This window comes from Streptomyces agglomeratus, assembly GCF_001746415.1.
GTDB lineage: Bacteria > Actinomycetota > Actinomycetes > Streptomycetales > Streptomycetaceae > Streptomyces > Streptomyces agglomeratus.
This window is the reverse complement of sequence record NZ_MEHJ01000001.1, coordinates 5,322,816-5,342,594: the sequence shown is the minus strand read 5'-3', so window position 1 is coordinate 5,342,594 and position 19,779 is coordinate 5,322,816. Positions and strand designations below refer to the sequence as shown.

20 protein-coding genes are annotated in these 19,779 nt (G+C 72.6%); 2 read left to right on the top strand and 18 right to left on the bottom strand.

What is annotated here, in order from left to right; translation table 11 throughout:
• Nucleotides 1-337: 337 nt before the first annotated feature.
• From AS594_RS23195 to hrcA, 16 genes are all read right to left on the bottom strand, one after another.
• Entirely contained in the window at nt 338-703 is a 366-nt protein-coding gene (locus AS594_RS23195; RefSeq protein WP_069928827.1) for a cytidine/deoxycytidylate deaminase family protein, read from the bottom strand.
• Nucleotides 704-920: 217 nt separating this feature from the next.
• Entirely contained in the window at nt 921-1,277 is a 357-nt protein-coding gene (locus AS594_RS23190; RefSeq protein WP_069928826.1) for an MmcQ/YjbR family DNA-binding protein, read from the bottom strand.
• Nucleotides 1,274-2,557 carry a hemolysin family protein gene (locus tag AS594_RS23185; protein WP_069928825.1) on the bottom strand — a complete coding sequence of 428 codons (1,284 nt, stop codon included), beginning with the start codon at nt 2,555-2,557 and terminating at the stop codon, nt 1,274-1,276. The genes AS594_RS23190 and AS594_RS23185 overlap by 4 nt, the downstream gene beginning before the upstream one ends.
• Nucleotides 2,554-3,051, bottom strand: coding sequence for an rRNA maturation RNase YbeY (gene ybeY / locus AS594_RS23180; protein ID WP_069928824.1), 498 nt, complete (start codon nt 3,049-3,051; stop codon nt 2,554-2,556). The genes AS594_RS23185 and ybeY overlap by 4 nt, the downstream gene beginning before the upstream one ends.
• Before the next feature lie 27 nt (nt 3,052-3,078).
• A complete protein-coding gene (locus tag AS594_RS23175) occupies nt 3,079-4,092 on the bottom strand; it encodes a PhoH family protein (RefSeq protein WP_069928823.1) in 1,014 nt (337 codons plus the stop codon).
• A 136-nt stretch (nt 4,093-4,228) separates the two neighbouring features.
• Entirely contained in the window at nt 4,229-5,296 is a 1,068-nt protein-coding gene (locus AS594_RS23170) for a carbohydrate kinase family protein (RefSeq protein ID WP_069930716.1), read from the bottom strand.
• 182 nt (nt 5,297-5,478) lie between these two features.
• Nucleotides 5,479-6,777, bottom strand: a complete 1,299-nt coding sequence (locus AS594_RS23165) for a glucarate dehydratase family protein (protein WP_069928822.1) — start codon at nt 6,775-6,777, stop codon at nt 5,479-5,481.
• A gap of 94 nt (nt 6,778-6,871) precedes the next feature.
• Nucleotides 6,872-7,861 carry an adenosine deaminase gene (locus AS594_RS23160; protein WP_069928821.1) on the bottom strand — a complete coding sequence of 330 codons (990 nt, stop codon included), beginning with the start codon at nt 7,859-7,861 and terminating at the stop codon, nt 6,872-6,874.
• Nucleotides 7,862-7,877: 16 nt separating this feature from the next.
• On the bottom strand, nt 7,878-8,783 hold the full coding sequence (locus tag AS594_RS23155) for a ribonuclease Z (RefSeq protein WP_069928820.1): 906 nt from the start codon (nt 8,781-8,783) through the stop codon (nt 7,878-7,880).
• A 10-nt stretch (nt 8,784-8,793) separates the two neighbouring features.
• Nucleotides 8,794-9,153, bottom strand: coding sequence for a histidine triad nucleotide-binding protein (locus AS594_RS23150; protein WP_069928819.1), 360 nt, complete (start codon nt 9,151-9,153; stop codon nt 8,794-8,796).
• Between the two features lie 178 nt (nt 9,154-9,331).
• Nucleotides 9,332-9,802 (bottom strand): hypothetical protein, encoded by a 471-nt coding sequence (locus AS594_RS23145; RefSeq protein ID WP_240509081.1) that lies wholly within the window; start codon nt 9,800-9,802, stop codon nt 9,332-9,334.
• Nucleotides 9,803-10,004: 202 nt separating this feature from the next.
• On the bottom strand, nt 10,005-10,397 hold the full coding sequence (locus AS594_RS23140; protein WP_069935335.1) for a VOC family protein: 393 nt from the start codon (nt 10,395-10,397) through the stop codon (nt 10,005-10,007).
• 30 nt (nt 10,398-10,427) lie between these two features.
• Nucleotides 10,428-11,171: a 16S rRNA (uracil(1498)-N(3))-methyltransferase gene (locus tag AS594_RS23135; protein WP_069932277.1), complete on the bottom strand. Its 744-nt coding sequence runs from the start codon at nt 11,169-11,171 to the stop codon at nt 10,428-10,430.
• A complete protein-coding gene (locus tag AS594_RS23130) occupies nt 11,168-12,250 on the bottom strand; it encodes a nitronate monooxygenase (protein ID WP_069932278.1) in 1,083 nt (360 codons plus the stop codon). The genes AS594_RS23135 and AS594_RS23130 overlap by 4 nt, the downstream gene beginning before the upstream one ends.
• 136 nt (nt 12,251-12,386) lie before the next feature.
• Nucleotides 12,387-13,520 carry a molecular chaperone DnaJ gene (gene dnaJ / locus AS594_RS23125; protein ID WP_069928814.1) on the bottom strand — a complete coding sequence of 378 codons (1,134 nt, stop codon included), beginning with the start codon at nt 13,518-13,520 and terminating at the stop codon, nt 12,387-12,389.
• Entirely contained in the window at nt 13,521-14,537 is a 1,017-nt protein-coding gene (gene hrcA, locus AS594_RS23120; protein ID WP_069935334.1) for a heat-inducible transcriptional repressor HrcA, read from the bottom strand.
• Between the two features lie 206 nt (nt 14,538-14,743).
• Between hrcA and AS594_RS23115 the strand changes: the two genes are divergently transcribed.
• Both AS594_RS23115 and AS594_RS23110 read left to right on the top strand, forming a co-directional pair.
• A complete protein-coding gene (locus tag AS594_RS23115) occupies nt 14,744-15,472 on the top strand; it encodes an MBL fold metallo-hydrolase (RefSeq protein ID WP_069932280.1) in 729 nt (242 codons plus the stop codon).
• A 27-nt stretch (nt 15,473-15,499) separates the two neighbouring features.
• Nucleotides 15,500-16,336 carry a DUF3097 domain-containing protein gene (locus AS594_RS23110; protein ID WP_069932281.1) on the top strand — a complete coding sequence of 279 codons (837 nt, stop codon included), beginning with the start codon at nt 15,500-15,502 and terminating at the stop codon, nt 16,334-16,336.
• 129 nt (nt 16,337-16,465) lie between these two features.
• Here AS594_RS23110 and hemW read toward each other — a convergent pair whose 3' ends face one another.
• Complete coding sequence (gene hemW, locus AS594_RS23105; protein WP_069932282.1) at nt 16,466-17,698, bottom strand: radical SAM family heme chaperone HemW; 1,233 nt, start codon at nt 17,696-17,698, stop codon at nt 16,466-16,468.
• A 22-nt stretch (nt 17,699-17,720) separates the two neighbouring features.
• The gene (locus AS594_RS23100; RefSeq protein ID WP_069928809.1) at nt 17,721-19,769 is read right to left on the bottom strand and encodes an ATP-binding SpoIIE family protein phosphatase; all 2,049 of its coding nucleotides are present in this window, start codon (nt 19,767-19,769) and stop codon (nt 17,721-17,723) included.
• Nucleotides 19,770-19,779: the final 10 nt, after the last annotated feature.

Sequence of the window (19,779 nt, the reverse complement as noted above, 5' to 3'; positions counted from 1 at the left end):
GGGCTCCCTGCTGGGCATGTCCTCCACCGTCGCAGCGCCGGGCGCCCCGATCCACGGTCCTTCGGGAGCCTGCGCGGGCCTTCCGGCCCCGCCCCTTGACAGCTCGGGCGCGGGCCCGGAGACCCGGGCCGAAGGTCCCGCCGCCCTCGTGGCACGGGCCTCCCGGCGGAGCCGTCCGGCGCCGCTCCGGGGGCCGGGCGGCCCCCGGAGCGGTGGGAGTGCGCCTGATCACACGAGACCACGGTCACGCCAGGTCGCGGCGGTGAGGGCCCATGCGACCCGTCCGGCACGCGGACCGCGCCGGACGCGCCATCGCGCCCGGGCGCCGCGGCTCGCGTTACGCGCCCGCCGCCACGCTCTCGCGCAGCGTGCCGTCGGGGCCTGCCAGGAGGACCGGCGTCCCGGGGCCGCCGAGGTCCCGTACCGCCGCACGGTCCTCCGCCGGGACGGAGTCCGCCGCCGTCACCACGGCCGCCGCCTCCAGCGACTTCGCACCGCTCGCGACGGCCATCGCGACCGCGGTGCGCAGCGCGCTCAGCCGCAGGGAGTCGAGGCCGACGGTGCCGGCGACGTACGTACGGCCCGTCTCGTCCCGCACGGCCGCCCCCTCCGGCACCCCGTTGCGTGCCCGCGCGCTGCGGGCCAGGGTGATGATCTTGCGGTCCTCGGGGTCGAGTTCGGTGCTCGGCGTGGTCTCAGTCATGCCCCGAGCATAGGGAGGCAACCCGGATCGGCCCGCCTCCGGGTACAGCCGGCCGCGCCGCCCCTGCGGCGACGCGGGTCACCCCGGCTTCGCCGCCGTGCCCGCCTCTGCGAGCGCGGTGTGCGGCACGGTCGTCCTCGTACCGAGCCGTGGACGCCGTGCTCGTGCTGGTCGCGGCGGCGGTCGTCAGTGCGGGGCGGCGGAGGGGAAGCAGGTGTCAGGGCCGGTCGAGCCGCAGGCGTTCCGCCTTCGGGAGGCCGGCCACCACCAGGTCGTACGAGTCCTCGATCAGCTCACGGACCACCCGGTCCGGGAGCCGGCCGTCGACGGTGACCGTGTTCCAGTGGCGCTTGTTCATGTGCCATCCGGGAACGATCTCCTCGTACTCCTCGCGGAGCCGGACCGCGATCTCCGGCTCGCACTTGAGGTTGACGGTGAGCGGCCGCGCGTCCAGGGCGCTGAGCGCGAAGAGCTTGCCGAGGACCTTGAACACGGACGTCTCGGGGCCGAAGGGGAACTCCTCGGTCGCCGCGTTGAACTCCAGGCAGAACGCCCTGAGCTCCCGCGGCGTCATGCCGCCTCCTTCCGCTCCGGCTCCACCAGTACCGTGACGATCTTGTTCCGGCGGCCGGCCGGGGACTCCGCGGTCAGCCGCAGCGCGCGCCCGTCGGGGAGGTCCACCGTCGCGGACGCGCCCGCGATCGGTACGCGGCCGAGCGCCTTGGCGAGCAGCCCGCCGACGGTCTCCACGTCCTCGTCGTCGAACTCGTCGAAGCCGAAGAGCTCACCGAGGTCGCCGATGTCGAGCCGGGCGGTCACCCGGTAGCAGCCGTCCTCCAGCTCCTCCACGGGCGGCAGTTCGCGGTCGTACTCGTCCGTGATCTCACCGACGATCTCTTCGAGGATGTCCTCGATGGTGACGATGCCGGCCGTGCCGCCGTACTCGTCGATCACGACGGCGACGTGGTTGCGCTCCTGCTGCATCTCGCGCAGCAGGTCGCCGGCGTTCTTCGTGTCGGGTACGAAGACGGCGGGGCGCATCGCGGTGGAGACCAGGTCGGCCTCGGAGTCGCGGTTGATGTGGGTCTTCCTGACCAGGTCCTTGAGGTAGACCACGCCGACGATGTCGTCCTCGTTCTCGCCGGTCACCGGGATGCGGGAGAAGCCGGAGCGCAGGGCGAGGGTGAGGGCCTGACGGATCGTCTTGTAGCGCTCGATGGAGACCAGGTCGGTCCTGGGGACCATGACCTCGCGTACGAGCGTGTCGCCGAGCTCGAAGACCGAGTGCACCATGCGGCGCTCGTCGTCCTCGATCAGGGACTCCTGCTCCGCCAGGTCGACCATCGCGCGCAGTTCGGCCTCGCTGGCGAAAGGGCCCTTGCGGAAGCCCTTGCCGGGGGTGAGGGCGTTGCCGATGAGGATCAGCAGCTGCGGGACGGGGCCCATGACGCGGGCCAGCGGCAGCAGCACGTAGGCGGACGCGGTCGCCGTGTTGAGCGGGTGCTGGCGGCCGATGGTGCGCGGCGAGACGCCGACGGCGACGTACGAGACGAGGACCATCACCGCGATGGCGATGGTCAGTGCCTCCCAGGTCTCGTCGAACTCCCGCAGGCAGGCGTACGTGACGAGGACACCGGCGGCCATTTCGCAGGCCACCCGCATCAGGAGGGCGACGTTGAGGTACCGGACCGGGTCGGAGGCGACCTGCGCCAGCTTGGCGCTTCCGCGCCGGCCCGACCGTACGGCCTCGGCGGCCCGGAAGCTGGAGACGCGGGCGATGCCGGCCTCCGCGCAGGCCGCCAGCCAGGCGACCACGACCAGCAGGACGGCCCCGGTGATCAGCTGGGCGGTCATGAAACGGTCGGCGCGGGGGACGGGCCGGTGAGGCCCTTCTCCGATCGCCAGCCGTCGACGATCGCCGCCTGGAGGCCGAACATCTCGGCCTTCTCGTCCGGCTCCTCGTGGTCGTAACCGAGCAGGTGCAGGACGCCGTGGACGGTCAGGAGCTGGAGCTCCTCGTCCATGGAGTGCTGCGTCTCGGCTTCCTCGCCCTGCCTCTTCGCGACCTCGGGGCAGAGCACGATGTCACCGAGGAGCCCCTGCGGGGGCTCCTCGTCGTCCTTCGACGGCGGACGCAGTTCGTCCATCGGGAAGGACATGACATCGGTCGGGCCCGGGAGGTCCATCCACTGCATGTGGAGCTGCTCCATGGCGGCCGTGTCCACGACGATCACCGAGAGTTCGGAGAGCGGGTGGATCCGCATCCGGGTGAGTGCGTAGCGCGCGATGTCGAGAATCGCCTGCTCGTCGACCTCGGTGCCGGATTCGTTGTTGACGTCGATCGACATGGTGCTGGTTCTACCCCTGGTTCGAAGTCACAGCCCGTTTTGGCTGTCGTCGTACTTCTGGTACGCGTCGACGATACGGCCGACCAGCTTGTGCCGGACGACATCCTGGGACGTGAGCCGGGAGAAGTGCACGTCGGCGACGTTGTCCAGGATCTCCTGGACTTGGCGCAGACCGCTCTTCGTGCCGCCCGGCAGGTCGACCTGGGTGACGTCGCCCGTGACGACGATCTTCGAGTCGAAGCCGAGCCTTGTCAGGAACATCTTCATCTGCTCGGCGCTGGTGTTCTGCGCCTCGTCCAGGATGATGAACGCGTCGTTGAGCGTCCGGCCCCGCATGTACGCCAGCGGGGCGACCTCGATCGTGCCCGCGGCCATCAGGCGCGGGATCGAGTCGGGGTCCAGCATGTCGTGCAGGGCGTCGTAGAGCGGGCGCAGGTACGGGTCGATCTTCTCGTAGAGCGTGCCGGGCAGGAAGCCGAGCCGCTCGCCCGCCTCGACGGCGGGCCGGGTCAGGATGATCCGGGTGACCTGCTTGGACTGGAGTGCCTGGACCGCCTTGGCCATGGCCAGATAGGTCTTGCCCGTACCGGCGGGGCCGATGCCGAAGACGATGGTGTGCTTGTCGATGGCGTCGACGTACCGCTTCTGGTTGAGCGTCTTGGGGCGGATGGTGCGACCGCGGCTGGAGAGGATGTTCTGGGTGAGCACCTCGGCCGGGGTCTCGGTGACGGCTTCCGCGCCACCGCCGTTCCCGTTGGCTCTGAGCATGGCGATCGAGCGTTCCACTGCGTCCTCCGTCATCGGCAGTCCGGTGCGGAGCACCAGCATCATCTCGGCCAGCAGGCGTTGGATCAGGGCGACCTCCGTCGGGTCGCCGACCGCGCTGACCTCATTCCCCCTGACGTGGATGTTCACGTCGGGGAAGGCGTTCTCGATCACGCGCAGCAGGGAGTCGCTGGAACCCAGCACCATGACCATGGGGTGCGTGTCCGGCACGGTGAACTGGGCGCGGGCCTGCGGCTGTGTGGGTGTCTGCGTCATGGGCCGGCACTGTGGCCTGCACATACCTCCCGTTGCAGGGTTCTCGCTGCTCGACAACCTCGTGACTCCAAGCCTACGTCGGTGCACCGACAAGGCCGAAGGCTTTTCGGGGGCCGCCCGGTCGGTTGCCGGGCGGTCAGGCCGGCCTGCGGAACCCGATCGTCGGCACCGCCCTGCGCAGCGGCCACCCGCGGCTCGCCGTGGGCAGCAGGCCGTCCAGGAAGGCGTACCGGCGCAGCGCCTGCGGGTCCTGCCCGTCGACCGCCTGCACCTGCTGCCACCAGGCGGCGATCTCCGACCAGCCGGGCGCCGACAGCGAACCGCCGAACTCCTGCACCGACAGGGCGGCGGTCAGCCCGGCGAAGGCGAGGCGGTCGGCGAGCGGCCAGCCCGCGAGCGTACCGGTGACGAATCCGGCGACGAAGACGTCACCGGCGCCGGTCGGGTCCAGCGCCTCGACGGCGATGGCGGGGACCTCGGCGGTCTCCCCGGTCGAGCCGTCCACGGCGTACGCGCCCTCCGCGCCCAGCGTGACGACCGCGACGGGGACCTTCTCGGCGAGGGCGTGGGCGGCGGCGCGCGGGCAGTCGGTGCGGGTGTAGCGCATCGCCTCCTCGGCGTTGGGCAGGAACGCCTCGCAGTGCTCCAGGTCGGTGAGGCCGGCCAGGTCCCAGCGGCCCGTGTCGTCCCAGCCCACGTCGGCGAAGATCTTCGCGCCCCGGCGGGCGGCGGAGGCGATCCACTCCTCCGTCCGGCCGGGGGTGAGGGCCGCGATGGCCGCACGCGCGCGGGGCGGGCAGTTGGGGAAGGGGCCGGGCTCGGCGGGCGGCGGCGCCTCGTGGCCGTGGGACACCATGGTCCGCTCGCCCTCGTACGCCATGGAGACGGTGACGGGCGAGTGCCAGCCGGGGACCGTGCGTGACATCTTCAGGTCGATGCCCTCGCCGTCGGCGAGTGCGTCCCAGCAGTACTCGCCGTAGTGGTCGTCGCCGAAGGCCGCGGCCAGCGAGGTACGCAGCCCGAGGCGGGCCAGGGCGGTCGCCATGTTGGCCACGCCGCCGGGGCTGGAGCCCATGCCGCGCGCCCAGGACTCGGTGCCGCGCACCGGGGCGCTGTCCAGGCCGGTGAAGATGATGTCGAGGAAGACCGTGCCGGTGAGGAAGACGTCGCAGCAGGGGCCGTCGGGGGCGCGGAGCCCGTCCAGGGGGTCGAGACGGGTCGCGTCGTCCTGCTGACCGGCATGGTCCGTGGCCGCCGAAGCGGCCGCTGCGTGCTTGCTCACCGTGCTCACCGTGCGCTCCTGTGATGTGGTGCGGATTCAGGCCAGTGTGCCCGATACGCACCCACGGAAGCTCGCGGTGATACGACGGCGACCTGCCCCCGGTCTCACCAGCGGGGCAGGCCGGGCGCCGTCCAGGTCTCGTGGCCCCGCGCCCTGCGCATGGCGGCGGCGTCGTCGCGCTCCCGCATCGCGGCGTACGACTCGTCGAGCCAGCGGGCGTGCAGCCGGCCGAGGGCATCGCGGTCGAGCTCGACGCCGAGGCCCGGGGCGTCGGAGACGGTCAGCCGGCCGCCGGTGAAGGTGTGGCGGCGGGTGATGACGTCCTCGGTCTGCCACGGGTAGTGGCTGTCGCAGGAGTGGCCGAGGTGCGGGACGGTGGCGGCGACGTGGGTCATCGCGGCGAGGCTGATGCCCATGTGGGTGTTGGAGTGCATGGACAGGCCGACGCCGAAGGCGTGGCAGACGGCGGCCAGTTCCTGGGTCGCCCGCAGGCCGCCCCAGTAGTGGTGATCGCTGAGAACGACCTGTACGGCGTCGGTGAGGAACGCCTCGCGGATCTCGGGAACGGCCGTCACGCACATGTTGGTGGCGAGCGGAACGTCCGTCCCGGCGGAGACCTCCGCCATGGCGGCGGCGCCCGGCGAGGGGTCCTCCAGGTATTCGAGCACCCCTTCCAGCTCGCGCGCGACCCTCAGGGAAGTCTCGGGCGTCCAGGCGCCGTTGGGATCGAGCCGCAGGGGCTGTCCCGGGAACGCCTCGGCGAGCGCCCGTACGGCGGCGATCTCCCGGTCGGGTTCGAAGACGCCGCCCTTGAGCTTGAAGGACCGGAACCCGTACTCGCGCACGAACCGCCGCGCCTGCGCGACGATCCCCGCCGGATCGAGCGCGGCGCCCCAGTCGTCCCTCTCGCCCGCGCCGTCCGGGTGCTCCTCCCAGCGGTGGAAGAGATACGCGCTGTACTCGACGTGGTCGCGCACCTTGCCGCCCAGGAGGGCGTGCACGGGCTGTCCGTACGCCTTCCCGAGCGCGTCCAGGCATGCCACCTCGAACGCGGAGACGACGGACAGCCGCACCTTGTCCGCCGTCTGCGCGCCGCGCAGCCCGGCGGCGTCGACGGCGTGCTCCACGCGCGCGTGGCCGACGGCGACCCGCTGCGCGAGGGCGGCCAGGCCGTTCAGGTCCGCGACCGAGTGGCCGGGCAGCAGACCGGCGTAGGCGCGGGCCGGTTCCAGGTACTTGGTGTCGCCGTACGTCTCACCGACGCCGGTGACGCCGTCCGCCGTGACCACCTCGACGACCAGGCGCGGGGTGTACGGCTGGTGGACGCCCTGGACGTTGAGGAGGGGCGGGTCGGCGATGAGGACGGGGGTCAGCCGGACATCGGTGACGGTCAGGTCCGACACAGCGCTTCATCTCCGTATGCAGACGGTGTCCACGTATGGGAATGCAGCGTAGGGAGGGGCCGGCGGAGGCGTCAACGGTTGCGGCACAGGCCCCTCAGAAGACGTAGGCGTCCACCTCGGCGAGATACGCCGCCCTGCGCTCCTCGTCGTGGTCGAGGAAGGCCGCGCGGAAGGAGTTGCGGGCCAGCTCGCGCAGTTGCTCCTGACCGAGGCCGAGCGCCTCGCGCACGGCGTGGAACGTGTCCCCGACGTACCCGCCGAAGTAGGCGGGGTCGTCGGAGTTCACGGTGACCAGCAGGCCGGCCTCCATCATCTGCCGCAGCGGGTGGTCCTCCAGGACGTCGATGGCCCGCAGGCGTACGTTCGACAGCGGACACAGCGTCAGCGGCACCCGGTCGCGCACCAGCCGCTTCACGAGTTCGGGGTCCTCCATGGAGCGCAGCCCGTGGTCGACGCGCTCCACGCCGAGGACGTCCAGCGCCTCCCAGATGTACGCCGGCGGGCCCTCCTCCCCCGCGTGCGCGACCTTCCGCAGCCCCAGGGCGGCGGCCGCCTCGTACACCTCACGGAACTTCGACGGCGGGTGCCCGACCTCCGCCGAGTCCAAGCCGACGCCCGCGATCCGGTGCAGATAGGGCCCGGCGGCCTCCAGCGTGGCCAGCGCGGACTCGGCGGACCGGTCGCGCAGGAAGCACATGATCAGCTGCGTGGAGATGCCGTGCCGCTCCTCGCTGCGGTCCAGAGCGCGGGCGAGCCCTTCGACGACCGTGCCGATGTCCACGCCGCGCGCGGTGTGGGCCTGCGGGTCGAAGAAGATCTCGGCGTGCCGTACTCCCTGCGCGGCCGCCCGCGCCAGGTAGGCGTCGGCGAGCCGGTCGAAGTCGTCCTCGGTGCGCAGGACAGCCATCAGCGCGTAGTACAGATCGAGGAACGACTGGAGGTCGTCGAAGAGGTAGGCGCGGCGCAGCTCTTCGGTGGTGGAGTACGGCAGGACCACGGCGTTGCGCGCGGCGAGTTCGAAGGCCAGCTCGGGTTCGAGGGTGCCTTCGATGTGGAGGTGGAGTTCGGCCTTGGGGAGGTGCATGAGGGGTCTTCTTCGTTCAGTGGCGCTTGGGGAGGGGGACGCGCAGCAGGTCGGCGGCGACGGTCAGTTCACCGTCGAAACCGGCCGCACGGGCCTGGCGTTCGAAGGCTTCGGGGTCGTTGTAGCGCTGCGAGAAGTGGGTGAGGACCAGGTGGCGGACACCCGCGTCGCGGGCCGCCCGCGCCGCCTGTCCGGCCGTCAGATGGCCGTGCTCGGCGGCCAGCTCCATGTCCTCGTCGAGGAAGGTCGACTCGATGACGAGCATGTCGCAGCCCTCGGCGAGGGCGTACACGCCGTCGCAGAGCCTGGTGTCCATGACGAACGCGAACCGCTGCCCGCGGCGCTCCTCGCTGACCTGGTCGAGCGTCACATCGCCGAGCCGGCCCTCGCGCTGGAGGCGGCCGACGTCGGGGCCTTTGATGCCGTGCGCGGCGAGCAGCGCGGGCAGCATGCGGCGGCCGTCGGGCTCGGTGAGCCGGTAGCCGTACGACTCGACGGGGTGCGACAGCCTGACCGCGTCGAGGACGTACGAGGACCCGGTCCCCAGCGGCCCGTCGGCGGCGACCGGCTCCTGGGCCAGCCGGACCGTCTCGCGGTAGGCGGTGGCGTACCGCAGCCGGTCGAAGAAGCGCTGGCCGCTCGCCGGGTAGTGCGCGGTGACGGGGTGCGGGACGCGGTCGAGGTTGATGCGCTGGATCACTCCGGCGAGGCCGAGCGAGTGGTCACCGTGGAAGTGGGTGACGCAGATCCGGTTGATGTCGTGCGCGGCCACGCCGGCCCGCAGCATCTGCCGCTGGGTGCCCTCTCCGGGATCGAAGAGGATGCCCTCGCCGTCCCAGCGCAGGAGGTAGCCGTTGTGGTTGCGGTGACGGGTGGGAACCTGACTGGCGGTGCCGAGGACCACCAGTTCTCGTGCTGACACAGATCGCTGCCTATCCGGGGGGCCAGTTGAGGCCGCGTCCGCCGAGGACGTGGGCGTGCGCGTGGAAGACGGTCTGGCCCGCTCCCGAGCCGGTGTTGAAGACGACGCGGTAGCCGGTGGCGTCGACCTTCTCGTCGGCGGCGACCCGGCCCGTCTCGGCGAGCACGTCCGCCAGGATCTGCGGCTCGGCGGCGGCCAGCGAGGCCGCGTCCGGGTGGTGCGCCCTGGGGATGACCAGGACGTGCGTCGGAGCCTGGGGGTTGATGTCGCGGAACGCGACCGTCGTCTCCGTCTCCCTGACGATCGTCGCCGGCACCTCCCCCGAGGCGATCTTGCAGAACAGGCAGTCTGCCTGGGGTTCTCCCGCCATGGTCCTGGCCTCCTCAATTGCGGCTGATCCGGGCGTGCCGATCAAGTATGGCCGCATGCTATCCGCCGCGCGGCCCGCTCCCCCGGAGTACGGACCCGCTGAGCGCGAGCGCCCCGCCGCGCCCGGCGTCACCACGCGCAGGCGGCGCCGGCCTGCCCGGAAGCCCGCGCGGCCGCCCTCACTTCGACGGCGGACCGGTGCGACCGGGCCCGGGATCCGGCGCCGGAGCCGGCTCGGCGGTGACCGTGGTGGTGACGGTCACGGTCGCCGTCGCGGCCGGCCGGTGCGTCACGGGCGACGCTTGACTGCCGCCGGTGCGCGTGGGCGTGGCCGTGGGCGTGGCGTGGCAGTCGCCGAGCACGTCCGCCTGGAAGACGGTCCTGTCACCCACCCGGGCCGTCAGATCGCCGCGTACGCACCGTCCGTCGCGCTCGTCGGTCACCTTGCCGTCGACGCGGATCTCCTGCCCGTCCCCGGTCTCGCCCTCGCACGTGACCGAGACGATCCGGCGGCCGGTCGTCGCCGTCGCGGCGGGACGCGTGCCGTCGGTGGCCCTGGCGCCCTCACCGGCCTTCGCCGTACAGCTCATCCACCGTACGGCCACGCCTTGGTGCTCCAGGGCGCGTGTGCCGGTCCGGTCGGTGGTCATGGCGACAGCCACCGGACTCGGCCCGCCGGTCCCCGGCTCGCAGGCCGAGATCCCCACAACTGCCGCCGCTCCGAGGCCGATCGCCGCCGCGGTTCGCCCGAGTGCCCCCATGCACGGCAGCCTCCCACCGGCGGCCGGGGCGCGGAAGACGACTTGCGGCCACGCTTGCCGCGCCTGCCCATGCGGCGACGGTGCGGGAAGGTCAGCCGCCGAGCAGCAGCCACTCCTGGAGTTCCACCAGGTTGCCCTCGGGGTCCTTCAGGTGCGCCACCCGCATCCGCTCCGTCATCGGCGCCGGCCCGTGCACCAGTACCGCTCCCCGCCCGGCGATCTCCTCGCAGTACCGGTCGAGGTCGTCAACCCGCAGCACGACCAGGGAGCGGTGGCCGTCCGGTTCTCCGGCGAGTTCGCCGAGCACCTCGGCCATCACGGCGCGGTCCTGGAGCGCGACACCCGCCGAGTCGACGGCCGGCGAGAACTTCTCGTACGGCCCCTGCTCGAAGCCCGACTGGGGCTTCAGGCCCAGCACGTCCCCGTAGAACCGGTAGCAGGCGGGGAAATCCGAGACGAGCAGACGAACCTGGGCGAGTTCCATGGAGGTGCCTTTCTGGTCACATCCGGCGGGTCAGGACCAGCGGCCCGTACGCCCCAGCAGCAGTGCCGCCGCCGCCGTCCCGGCGGTCGACGTACGCAGCACACTGTTCCCCAGCCGGTACGGCTTCGCACCAGCCTGCGCGAACACCGCCAGCTCCTCCGGCGACACGCCCCCCTCCGGCCCCACGACCAGCACAATGGAGCCGGTGTCGGGCAGCCCCGCCGTGGCGAGCGCGGCGCTGCCCACCGACGCGTCCTCGTGGAGGACGGCGGCGAAGTCGGCCGTGGCCAGCAGTGCGGCCACCTGCTTCGTCGTCAGGGCGTCCGTGACCTCGGGGAAGCGGAGCCTGCGCGACTGCTTGCCCGCCTCGCGGGCCGTCGCCCGCCACTTGGCGAGGGACTTCGCGCCCCGGTCGCCGCGCCACTGCGTGATGCAGCGGGACGCCTGCCACGGCACGATCGCGTCGACCCCGGTCTCCGTCATCGTCTCGACGGCCACCTCGCCCCGGTCGCCCTTGGGAAGCGCCTGTACGACGGTGATGCGCGGCACCGGTTCCGGCTCCGCCGTCACGTCGCCCACCTCGACGACGAGCCGGTCCTTGCCCTCGGCCGCCAGTACGACGGCCGCCGCGCCGGTCCCGAGCCCGTCGGTCAGTACGACGTTCTCCCCCGCGTGCAGCCGCCGTACCGAGACGGCGTGCCGCCCCTCGGGCCCTTCGAGTACGAACCGTCCCTTCGGCGGCACGGCGTCGACGACGAAGACCGGCGCCGTCACACCGCACCGCCCGCGCCGCGCAGGTCCAGTGCCGCCCGCGCCGCGTCGGTCTCGGCCGCCAGGACCTCGACCAGCTGACCGGCCGGCATCTCGCGCGCCATCCGGTGGCCCTGCCCGGCCCACAGCGCCATGCCCTGGGCGTCGCCCGCCTTGGCGGCGGCCTTGCGCAGCCCGGAGGTGATGTGGTGCACCTGGGGGTAGGCGGCGGGGGCGTACGGGCCGTGCTCGCGCATGAAGCGGTTGACGAGACCGCGCGCGGGGCGTCCCGAGAACGCCCGGGTGAGTTCCGTGCGGACGAACAGCGGGTTGGTCATGGCCTGCTTGTGCAGGACGTTGGCGCCGGACTCGGGGCACACCAGGAACGCCGTGCCGAGCTGCGCCGCGTCCGCGCCCAGCGCGAGGACCGCGGCGATCTGCGACCCGCGCATCACGCCCCCCGCCGCGATGATCGGGAGCTGCACGGTCTCGCGTACCTGCGCGACGAGGGACAGCAGCCCGATGCCACTGCCGTCGTTCTTGGGATCGTCGCGGTGCGTTCCCTGGTGGCCGCCTGCCTCGATGCCCTGGACGCAGACGGCGTCGGCGCCGGTCCACTGGGCGATCTGGGCCTCTTCCGGCGTGGTGACGGTCACGACGGTGAAGGTGCCGGCCTTCGCGAAGGCGTCGAGTACGGGCCGGGTGGGGCAGCCGAAGGTGAAGGAGACGACGGGGACGGGGTCGTCGATGAGGATGGCCAGCTTGGCTTCGTAGCCGTCGTCGGAGCAGTTGTCGGATTCGCCGAGGGGGGTGTCGTACCAGTCGGCCTCGCCGGCCAGCTGGTGACGGTAGACCTCCACGGAGGCGGGGTCGGCGTGGCTCGGCTGCGGCATGAAGAGATTGACGCCGAACGGCCGAGAGGTCAGACCCCGCAGCTGCTTGATCTCCTCGTACATACCGTCCGCGGTCTTGTACCCGGCGGCAAGGAACCCGAGGGCGCCGGCCTCGCAGACGGCGGCGACGAGTTGAGGACTGGAGGCGCCGCCCGCCATGGGGGCCTGCACGATCGGATAACGGCAAAGATCGGTCAGTGCGGAGGACATGAACGCATAGTTTCATGCCCTCCGCACTGCACCGAATCGAGGCTTCCGCCGTCCCGGAGGCGTGCGCCCGGCGCCTGTCGCAGGCGTTTGTGCGGCGATCGCGATACGCCGGTGAAGGCGTCCGTCCAGTGAGCGCCTACCGCCCGTTGAAGGCGTCCTTCAGGCGCGAGAACAGCCCCTGCTGACCGGGCTGGAACTGCCCCGTCGGGCGCTCCTCACCGCGCAGCTTCGCGAGCTGGCGCATCAGGTCCTCCTGCTGCGGGTCCAGCTTCGACGGGGTCAGTACCTCCACGTGCACGATGAGGTCGCCGCGCCCGCCGCCGCGCAGGTGCGTGACGCCGCGCCCGTGCAGCGGGATCGACTGGCCGGACTGCGTGCCGGGCCGTACGTCGATCTCCTCCACCCCGTCGAGCGTCTCCAGCGGGCACTTGGTGCCCAGCGCCGCCGCCGTCATCGGGATGGTGACCGTGCAGTGCAGGTCGTCGCCGCGCCGCTGGAACACCGCGTGCGGGAGCTCGTGGATCTCGACGTACAGGTCACCGGCGGGGCCGCCGCCGGGGCCGACCTCGCCCTCGCCCGCGAGCTGGATCCGCGTGCCGTTGTCGACACCGGCCGGGATCTTGACCGTGAGCGTCCGGCGCGAGCGCACGCGCCCGTCTCCGGCGCACTCCGGGCACGGGGTCGGTACGACCGTGCCGAAGCCCTGGCACTGCGGGCAGGGGCGCGAGGTCATGACCTGGCCCAGGAAGGACCGGGTGACCTGCGAGACCTCACCGCGGCCGCGGCACATGTCGCAGGTCTGGGCGGAGGTGCCGGGTGCGGCGCCCTCGCCCGAGCACGTCGTGCACACGACGGCCGTGTCGACCTGGATGTCCTTCGTCGTACCGAAGGCCGCCTCGTTGAGGTCGATCTCCAGCCGGATCATCGCGTCCTGGCCGCGCCGCGTGCGCGACCTCGGGCCGCGCTGCGACGCCGTACCGAAGAACGCGTCCATGATGTCCGAGAAGTTCCCGAAGCCGCCCTGGCCGAAGCCGCCGGCTCCGCCGCCCGCCTGCGAGAGGGGGTCGCCGCCGAGGTCGTAGACCTGCTTCTTCTGCGGGTCCGACAACACCTCGTAGGCGGCGTTGATCTCCTTGAAGCGCTCTTGCGTCTTGGGATCGGGATTCACGTCCGGGTGGAGCTCGCGCGCCAGCCGCCGGAATGCCTTCTTGATCTCATCCTGGGAAGCGTCGCGGCGTACGCCGAGTACGGCGTAGTAGTCGGTGGCCACTTACGACTCCGCCAGGATCTGTCCGACGTAACGTGCCACTGCGCGTACCGCTCCCATCGTTCCGGGGTAGTCCATGCGGGTCGGTCCGACCACGCCGAGTTTCGCGACTGCTTCGTCGCCCGAACCGTAGCCGACTGCGACGACGGACGTGGAGCTGAGCCCTTCATGGGCGTTCTCGTGCCCGATTCGTACGGTCATGCCCGAGTCGGTTGCCTCACCCAGCAGCTTGAGGAGCACGACCTGCTCCTCCAGTGCCTCCAGCACCGGCCGGATCGTGAGGGGGAAATCATGCCCGAAGCGCGTCAGATTGGCGGTGCCGCCGATCATCAGCCGCTCCTCGGTCTCCTCGACCAGAGTCTCCAGGAGGGTGGACAGAACCGTCGAAACGGTTCCCCGGTCCTCCTTGTCGAAGGATTCGGGAAGGTCCTGCACCAGCTGCGGTACGTCCGCGAAGCGGCGCCCCACGACCCGGCTGTTCAGCCGGGCGCGCAAATCCGCCAGGGACGTCTCGCCGAAGGGCGCCGGACAGTCGATCATGCGCTGCTCGACCCGTCCGGTGTCCGTGATGAGCACGAGCATCAGGCGGGCGGGAGCCAGCGAGAGAAGTTCCACATGCCGGACCGTCGACCGGGTCAGCGAGGGGTACTGCACGACGGCGACCTGCCGGGTCAGCTGCGCGAGCAGCCGCACCGTACGCGCCACGACGTCGTCGAGGTCGACCGCACCGTCCATGAAGTTCTGGATGGCGCGGCGCTCGGGCGACGACAGGGGCTTGACGCCCGCGAGCTTGTCGACGAACAGGCGGTAGCCCTTGTCCGTCGGGATGCGCCCGGCGCTCGTGTGGGGCTGGGCGATGAAACCCTCGTCCTCCAGGGCGGCCATGTCGTTGCGGACGGTGGCCGGCGAGACGCCGAGCTTGTGCCGCTCGGTGAGCGCCTTGGAGCCGACGGGCTCCTCGGTGCCGACATAGTCCTGGACGATGGCGCGCAGCACCTCGAGTCTGCGTTCGCTGAGCATCGCGCACCACCTCCAGCTGGTCGTTCGTCCGGTGTCTCCGGCGTCTGCCTGGCACTCACCGCGGGGGAGTGCCAACAGTCCCCGCCCAGTGTACGGCGGGCGGGTACGCGCCTAGCAAGGGCGGCCGGTCACGTTACCGCGCCAGTCGCGGCGCGACGGCCCTGTTCAGCGGGCGGGACTCCCGGGGATGGGTCTAGCGTCGCGGTATGGACGTCAGTTGGGAAGAGGCAGGCTGGGAGCGGCTCGCACCGGGGGTGGGGCGGCGGCGTATGCCCGTCTGGGACGCGACGGTGGGCCTGGTGGTCGGGGACGGCGGCCGGGCGCTGCTCATCGACACGGGGGCGACGCTGCGCGAGGGAGCGGAGCTGCGCGCGCAGGCGCAGCGGCTTCTGGGCCCCGGCAGAAGAGTGACGCATATCGCCCTCACCCATCCCCATTTCGATCACGTGCTGGGTGCGGCGGCGTTCTCCGGAACCGAGGTGTTCGGAGCGGTCGGCATCGACGACGTGCTGCGGCGGGACCGGGAGGCGCTGCGGGACGACGCGGTGCGGCACGGAGTGGAGCGGGGGACGGCGGCCGAGGCGGTGGACGTGCTGGTGGCGCCGCACCACACGGTGTGCGGCGAGTGGACGCTGGACCTGGGAGGCCGCCAGGTGCTGCTGGCGAACGTCGGCCCCGGACACAGCGGGCACGACCTGGCGGTGCTGGTGCCGGGCAGCCCCGAGGTCGTCTTCTGCGGAGATCTGGTGGAGGAGTCGGGGACCCCGCAGGCCGGCCCGGACGCCCTCCCGTCCCGCTGGCCGGCGGCCCTGGACCGGCTGCTGGCGCTGGGCGGCGAGAACGCGGTGTACGTGCCGGGGCACGGGGCGGTGGTGGACGCGGCGTATGTCCGGGCGCAGCGGGACGCGTTGGCGGAGCGGTTCCCCGTTTCGTGACCCCGGGGGCGGGCTATCGTCGGCGGAATGCGCAGCCGACAGTACGGGCCGGACCTCACCCCGCCCTGGAAGAAGACCGCCCCCGCTCCCGAGGTCCCCGCCGAGGCCGATCTGGTCGTGGAGGAGGTCACCACCGGTTTCTGCGGTGCGGTGATCCGGTGCGAGAAGACGGCGCAGGGGCCGGTGGTGACCCTGGAGGACCGCTTCGGGAAGCACCGGGTGTTCCCGATGGAGCCGCGCGGCTTCCTCCTGGAGGGCCGCGTCGTCACGCTGGTACGCCCGTCCTCCCCCGCGGCGGCGCGGTCGGCCCCCGCCCGTACGGCGTCGGGGTCGGTGGCCGTTCCGGGCGCGCGGGCCCGGGTCGCGCGGGCGGGCCGGATCTATGTGGAGGGGCGCCACGACGCGGAGCTGGTGGAGCGGGTGTGGGGCGACGATCTGCGTATCGAGGGCGTGGTCGTCGAGTACCTGGAGGGCATCGACGACCTCCCCGCGATCGTCGCGGACTTCGCCCCCGCTCCGGACGCCCGGCTGGGCGTCCTGGTCGATCACCTGGTCCCGGGCTCGAAGGAGTCCCGCATCGCGGAGCAGGTCTCGGACCCGTGCGTGCTGGTGGTCGGCCACCCGTACATCGACGTGTGGGAGGCGGTGAAGCCGTCCGCCGTGGGCATCCGGGCCTGGCCGAAGGTGCCGCGGGGCCAGGACTGGAAGACGGGCGTGTGCCGGGGGCTGGGGTGGCCGGAGAACACCGGCGCGGCGTGGCAGCGGATCCTGGCGTCGGTCCACTCGTACCGGGACCTGGAGCCGGCGCTGCTGGGGCGGGTGGAGGAGCTGATCGACTTCGTCACGGACGTCGGTGACGCCTGACGGAGGGGGCGGTGCGGTGCAGGTTGCCCGCGGCGCTGTTCCCCCGCCCGCGCACTCGCATCCCCCACCGGCGCCACGGGACGCCGGGACCCCGGGACGCCGGGACCCCGGGACCCCGGGACCCCGGGGTCAGTCCACCAGGTCCCGTACCACCGCGTCGGCCAGCAGCCGGCCCCGCAGCGTCAGGACCGCCCGCCCCGCGTCGAACGGCTCACGAGCCAGCAGCCCCTCCCGCAGCGCCCGCTCGGCCGCCGCCAGCCCGGCCGGGGCCAGCAGTGACAGCGGGCAGCCGTCCGCCAGCCTCAGCTCCAGCAGGATGCGCTCCACCCGCCGGTCCTCGGCGGGAAGCACCTCGCGCCCGGCGCCGGGCGAGCGACCGTCCCCCAGTGCCTGCGCGTACGCACCCGGGTGCTTGACGTTCCACCACCGCACGCCGCCCACGTGGCTGTGGGCCCCCGGCCCCGCGCCCCACCAGTCCGCCCCGCGCCAGTACAGCTCGTTGTGCAGGCACCGGGCCGCCTCGGAGGTGGCCCAGTTGGACACCTCGTACCACTCGAAACCCGCCGCCGACAGCGCGGACTCCGTCATCAGGTACCGGTCCGCGTGCACGTCGTCGTCCGTCATCGGCACCTCGCCGCGCCGGATCCGCCGCGCCAGCTGCGTGCCCTCCTCCACGATCAGCGCGTACGCGCTCACGTGGTCGGGACCGGCCCCGACCGCCGCGTCCAGTGACGCCTGCCAGTCCGCGTCGGACTCCCCCGGCGTGCCGTAGATCAGGTCGAGGTTCACGTGCTCGAAGCCCGCCGCCCGCGCCTCCGCGACGCACGCCTCGGGCCGCCCGGGGGTGTGCGTGCGGTCCAGGATCTTCAGTACGTGCTGCTTGGCGCTCTGCATCCCGAACGAGACCCGGTTGAAGCCACCGGCCCGCAGCTCCTCCAGGTACGCCGGGTTCACCGACTCCGGATTCGCCTCGGTGGTGATCTCCGCGTCGTCCGCGATCCCGAACTCGTCCCGGATCGCTCCCAGCATCCGTACGAGATCACCCGCCGCCAGCAGCGTCGGCGTTCCCCCGCCGACGAAGACGGTCCGTACCTCGCGCGGGTCGTCGCCGAGCACCTTCCTCGCCAGGCGCACCTCCTCCACCAGCGTGTCCGCGTAGTTGTCGCGGGAGGCCAGCGCACCGCCCGAGCCGCGCAGCTCGGTCGCCGTGTAGGTGTTGAAGTCGCAGTAGCCGCAGCGCGTGGCGCAGTACGGAACGTGCAGGTAGAAGCCGAGTGGCCGCTCCGCCGCGCCGACCAGGGCGTGCGCGGGCAGTGCCCCGTCTTCGGGCATGGGCTCACCGTCGGGCAGTACAGAAGGCATGCCCCCATTGTCACAGCTCCGGTCACATTGCCTGGAGGACGAGCAGCGCCAGGTCGTCGTCGGGCGGCGTCGGGGAGAAATCGCGCACCTCGCGCATGATCCTTTCTGCGACCCCCTGCGCGCTCAGCCCCACGCACCGCCCGAGCGCCGCGGCCAGCCCGTCGGCGTCGTCGAACATGCGGCGGCCGGAGCGCCGCTCGGTGACGCCGTCCGTGACGCACAGCAGGGTGTCGCCCGCCCCCAGCACGAAGGTCTCGCTCTCGTACGTCACGTCGTCGACGACGCCGAGCAGCATCTGCGAGGCGGCGGCCGGCCGCACGCTCCCGTCGGGGCGGAGCACGAGCGGCAGCGGATGGCCCGCGCAGGCGAGGGTGCAGCGCACGCCGCCTCCGTCCTCGGGCCCGAGGGGCACCAGTTCGCCGTACAGGAGCGAGAGGAAGCGGGGCTGCGGCGCCACGTCCCACAGGGTGACCGGCCCCGCGGGCACCGCCGGAGGCCCCGCGGGCACCACGAGAGGCCCGGCGGGCACCGTGAGCGGGCCGACGCCCGCCGCCACTGAGCCGACGGCCCCCGCGACGGAGCCCGTCACTCCCGCCGGCCCGGCCACCGCCCCTGCCGAGACCGCCGCCATCCGCGCAGTCGCCTCCGCCGCCTCCACCGCGTCGTCGAGCAATAGCCCGTTGAGCCGCCCCAGCACCTCACCGACCGCCCGGCCCTCGCGGGCGAGCAGCCGCAGCCACGGTCTGACCAGGCCGGTGACGACGGCCGCCTCCGGACCGTTGCCCTGGACGTCGCCGAGCGAGAAGGACCATCTGCCCCTCGCCCCGGGGAAGACGTCGTAGAAGTCGCCGCCGGCGACGCCCTGCCCGCGCGGCTCGTAGACGAGGGCCTTCGCGACGCCCGGGATGTCCGCCATCTGGCCCGGCAGCAGGGCCTTTTGCAGGACGTGGCTGATGGTGGCCTGCCGGGTGTACTGGCGGGCGGCGGCGACCGCCAGCGCGACCCGGCGTACGAAGTCCTCGATCAGGCCGGTCACCTCGTCGGGCATCCGTGTCAGCCCCGCCCGCCCCAGCATCAGCGTCCCGAGCCCGCGCCCGCCCGCCATCAGCCGGTAGGCGACCGCCGCGCCGTCCCCGCCGTGGGGTTCGTCACCGCCGGGCCACGGCACCGGCACGGGTCCGCCGCGCGCCGAGTCCGGCAGCGCGGGCGGACCCTTCTCCACGCGCCCGCGCAGGTCCTCGATGCTGCTTTCGCGCTGGTGCCAGACGCGGGCGAGGCGCGGCGCCGCGCCCTCCTCCTCCAGCCACACCGCGCACCAGTCCGCGAGCCTCGGCACCAGGAGCTGCGCGGCGAGCGCCGCGATCATGTCCTCGTCGAACTGGCCGGTCAGCAGGTCGGACGCCTCCGCGAGGAAGGACAGCGCTCCCCGGTTGATCCAGTCGCTGTCGTACTCGCGCGCGGGCCGGCGCGGTGCGGGCGCCAGGATCTCGGCCGCGCGCAGCCCGCGCTGCATCGCCTGCCCGGCGCTGTCGTCCGGTCCGGCGGCCGAGGCCGCCGGTACGCCGTCGACGGCGATCCGGGCCCAGACGGTCTTGAGGCCGGTGCGGTAGGTGACGCCCCAGCACGCGGAGAGGGCCGCGACCACGTGCAGGCCGCGCCCGAATTCGTGGCCGCCCGCCGCGTCCGGTCCGGCGGCCGGTTCGTCGCGCACGGCGCGGGCGGGGTGGTGGTCGGAGACCTCGACGACCAGAGCGGCCGGGTCGTCCTCCGCCGCCTCCTCCAGGTGGCACACCAGCTCGACGTTGGTGCCCGCGTGGACGACGGCGTTGGTCACCAGCTCGTTGACGAGGATCACCGCGTCGTCCGCGAGGCGGTCGGTGAAACCCTGGGCTGCCGGCAGGCCGAGCCCGGTCCATTCGGCGAGCGCCGCCCGGACGAAGCGCCGCGCGGCAGCCGGCGCGAGGGGGTTCCCCGGCAGGCTGGTCCAGGCGGCCGACTGTGGGTCCGGCAGCCCGTCCGGCAGATGCGTCGAGCGGAAGGTTGTCTTCCGCTGCCTCGGAATGGACCCCACTGTGCGGCTC

What these genes read in the sequence shown, in the direction of transcription:
- AS594_RS23195 (WP_069928827.1), bottom strand. Translation starts at nt 703, where the DNA reads ATGACTGAGACCACGCCGAGCACCGAACTCGACCCCGAGGACCGCAAG.
- AS594_RS23190 (WP_069928826.1), bottom strand. Translation starts at nt 1,277, where the DNA reads ATGACGCCGCGGGAGCTCAGGGCGTTCTGCCTGGAGTTCAACGCGGCG.
- AS594_RS23185 (WP_069928825.1), bottom strand. Translation starts at nt 2,557, where the DNA reads ATGACCGCCCAGCTGATCACCGGGGCCGTCCTGCTGGTCGTGGTCGCC.
- ybeY (WP_069928824.1), bottom strand. Translation starts at nt 3,051, where the DNA reads ATGTCGATCGACGTCAACAACGAATCCGGCACCGAGGTCGACGAGCAG.
- AS594_RS23175 (WP_069928823.1), bottom strand. Translation starts at nt 4,092, where the DNA reads ATGACGCAGACACCCACACAGCCGCAGGCCCGCGCCCAGTTCACCGTG.
- AS594_RS23160 (WP_069928821.1), bottom strand. Translation starts at nt 7,861, where the DNA reads ATGCACCTCCCCAAGGCCGAACTCCACCTCCACATCGAAGGCACCCTC.
- AS594_RS23150 (WP_069928819.1), bottom strand. Translation starts at nt 9,153, where the DNA reads ATGGCGGGAGAACCCCAGGCAGACTGCCTGTTCTGCAAGATCGCCTCG.
- AS594_RS23145 (WP_240509081.1), bottom strand. Translation starts at nt 9,802, where the DNA reads ATGACCACCGACCGGACCGGCACACGCGCCCTGGAGCACCAAGGCGTG.
- AS594_RS23140 (WP_069935335.1), bottom strand. Translation starts at nt 10,397, where the DNA reads ATGGAACTCGCCCAGGTTCGTCTGCTCGTCTCGGATTTCCCCGCCTGC.
- AS594_RS23130 (WP_069932278.1), bottom strand. Translation starts at nt 12,250, where the DNA reads ATGTCCTCCGCACTGACCGATCTTTGCCGTTATCCGATCGTGCAGGCC.
- hrcA (WP_069935334.1), bottom strand. Translation starts at nt 14,537, where the DNA reads ATGCTCAGCGAACGCAGACTCGAGGTGCTGCGCGCCATCGTCCAGGAC.
- AS594_RS23115 (WP_069932280.1), top strand. Translation starts at nt 14,744, where the DNA reads ATGGACGTCAGTTGGGAAGAGGCAGGCTGGGAGCGGCTCGCACCGGGG.
- AS594_RS23110 (WP_069932281.1), top strand. Translation starts at nt 15,500, where the DNA reads ATGCGCAGCCGACAGTACGGGCCGGACCTCACCCCGCCCTGGAAGAAG.
- hemW (WP_069932282.1), bottom strand. Translation starts at nt 17,698, where the DNA reads ATGCCTTCTGTACTGCCCGACGGTGAGCCCATGCCCGAAGACGGGGCA.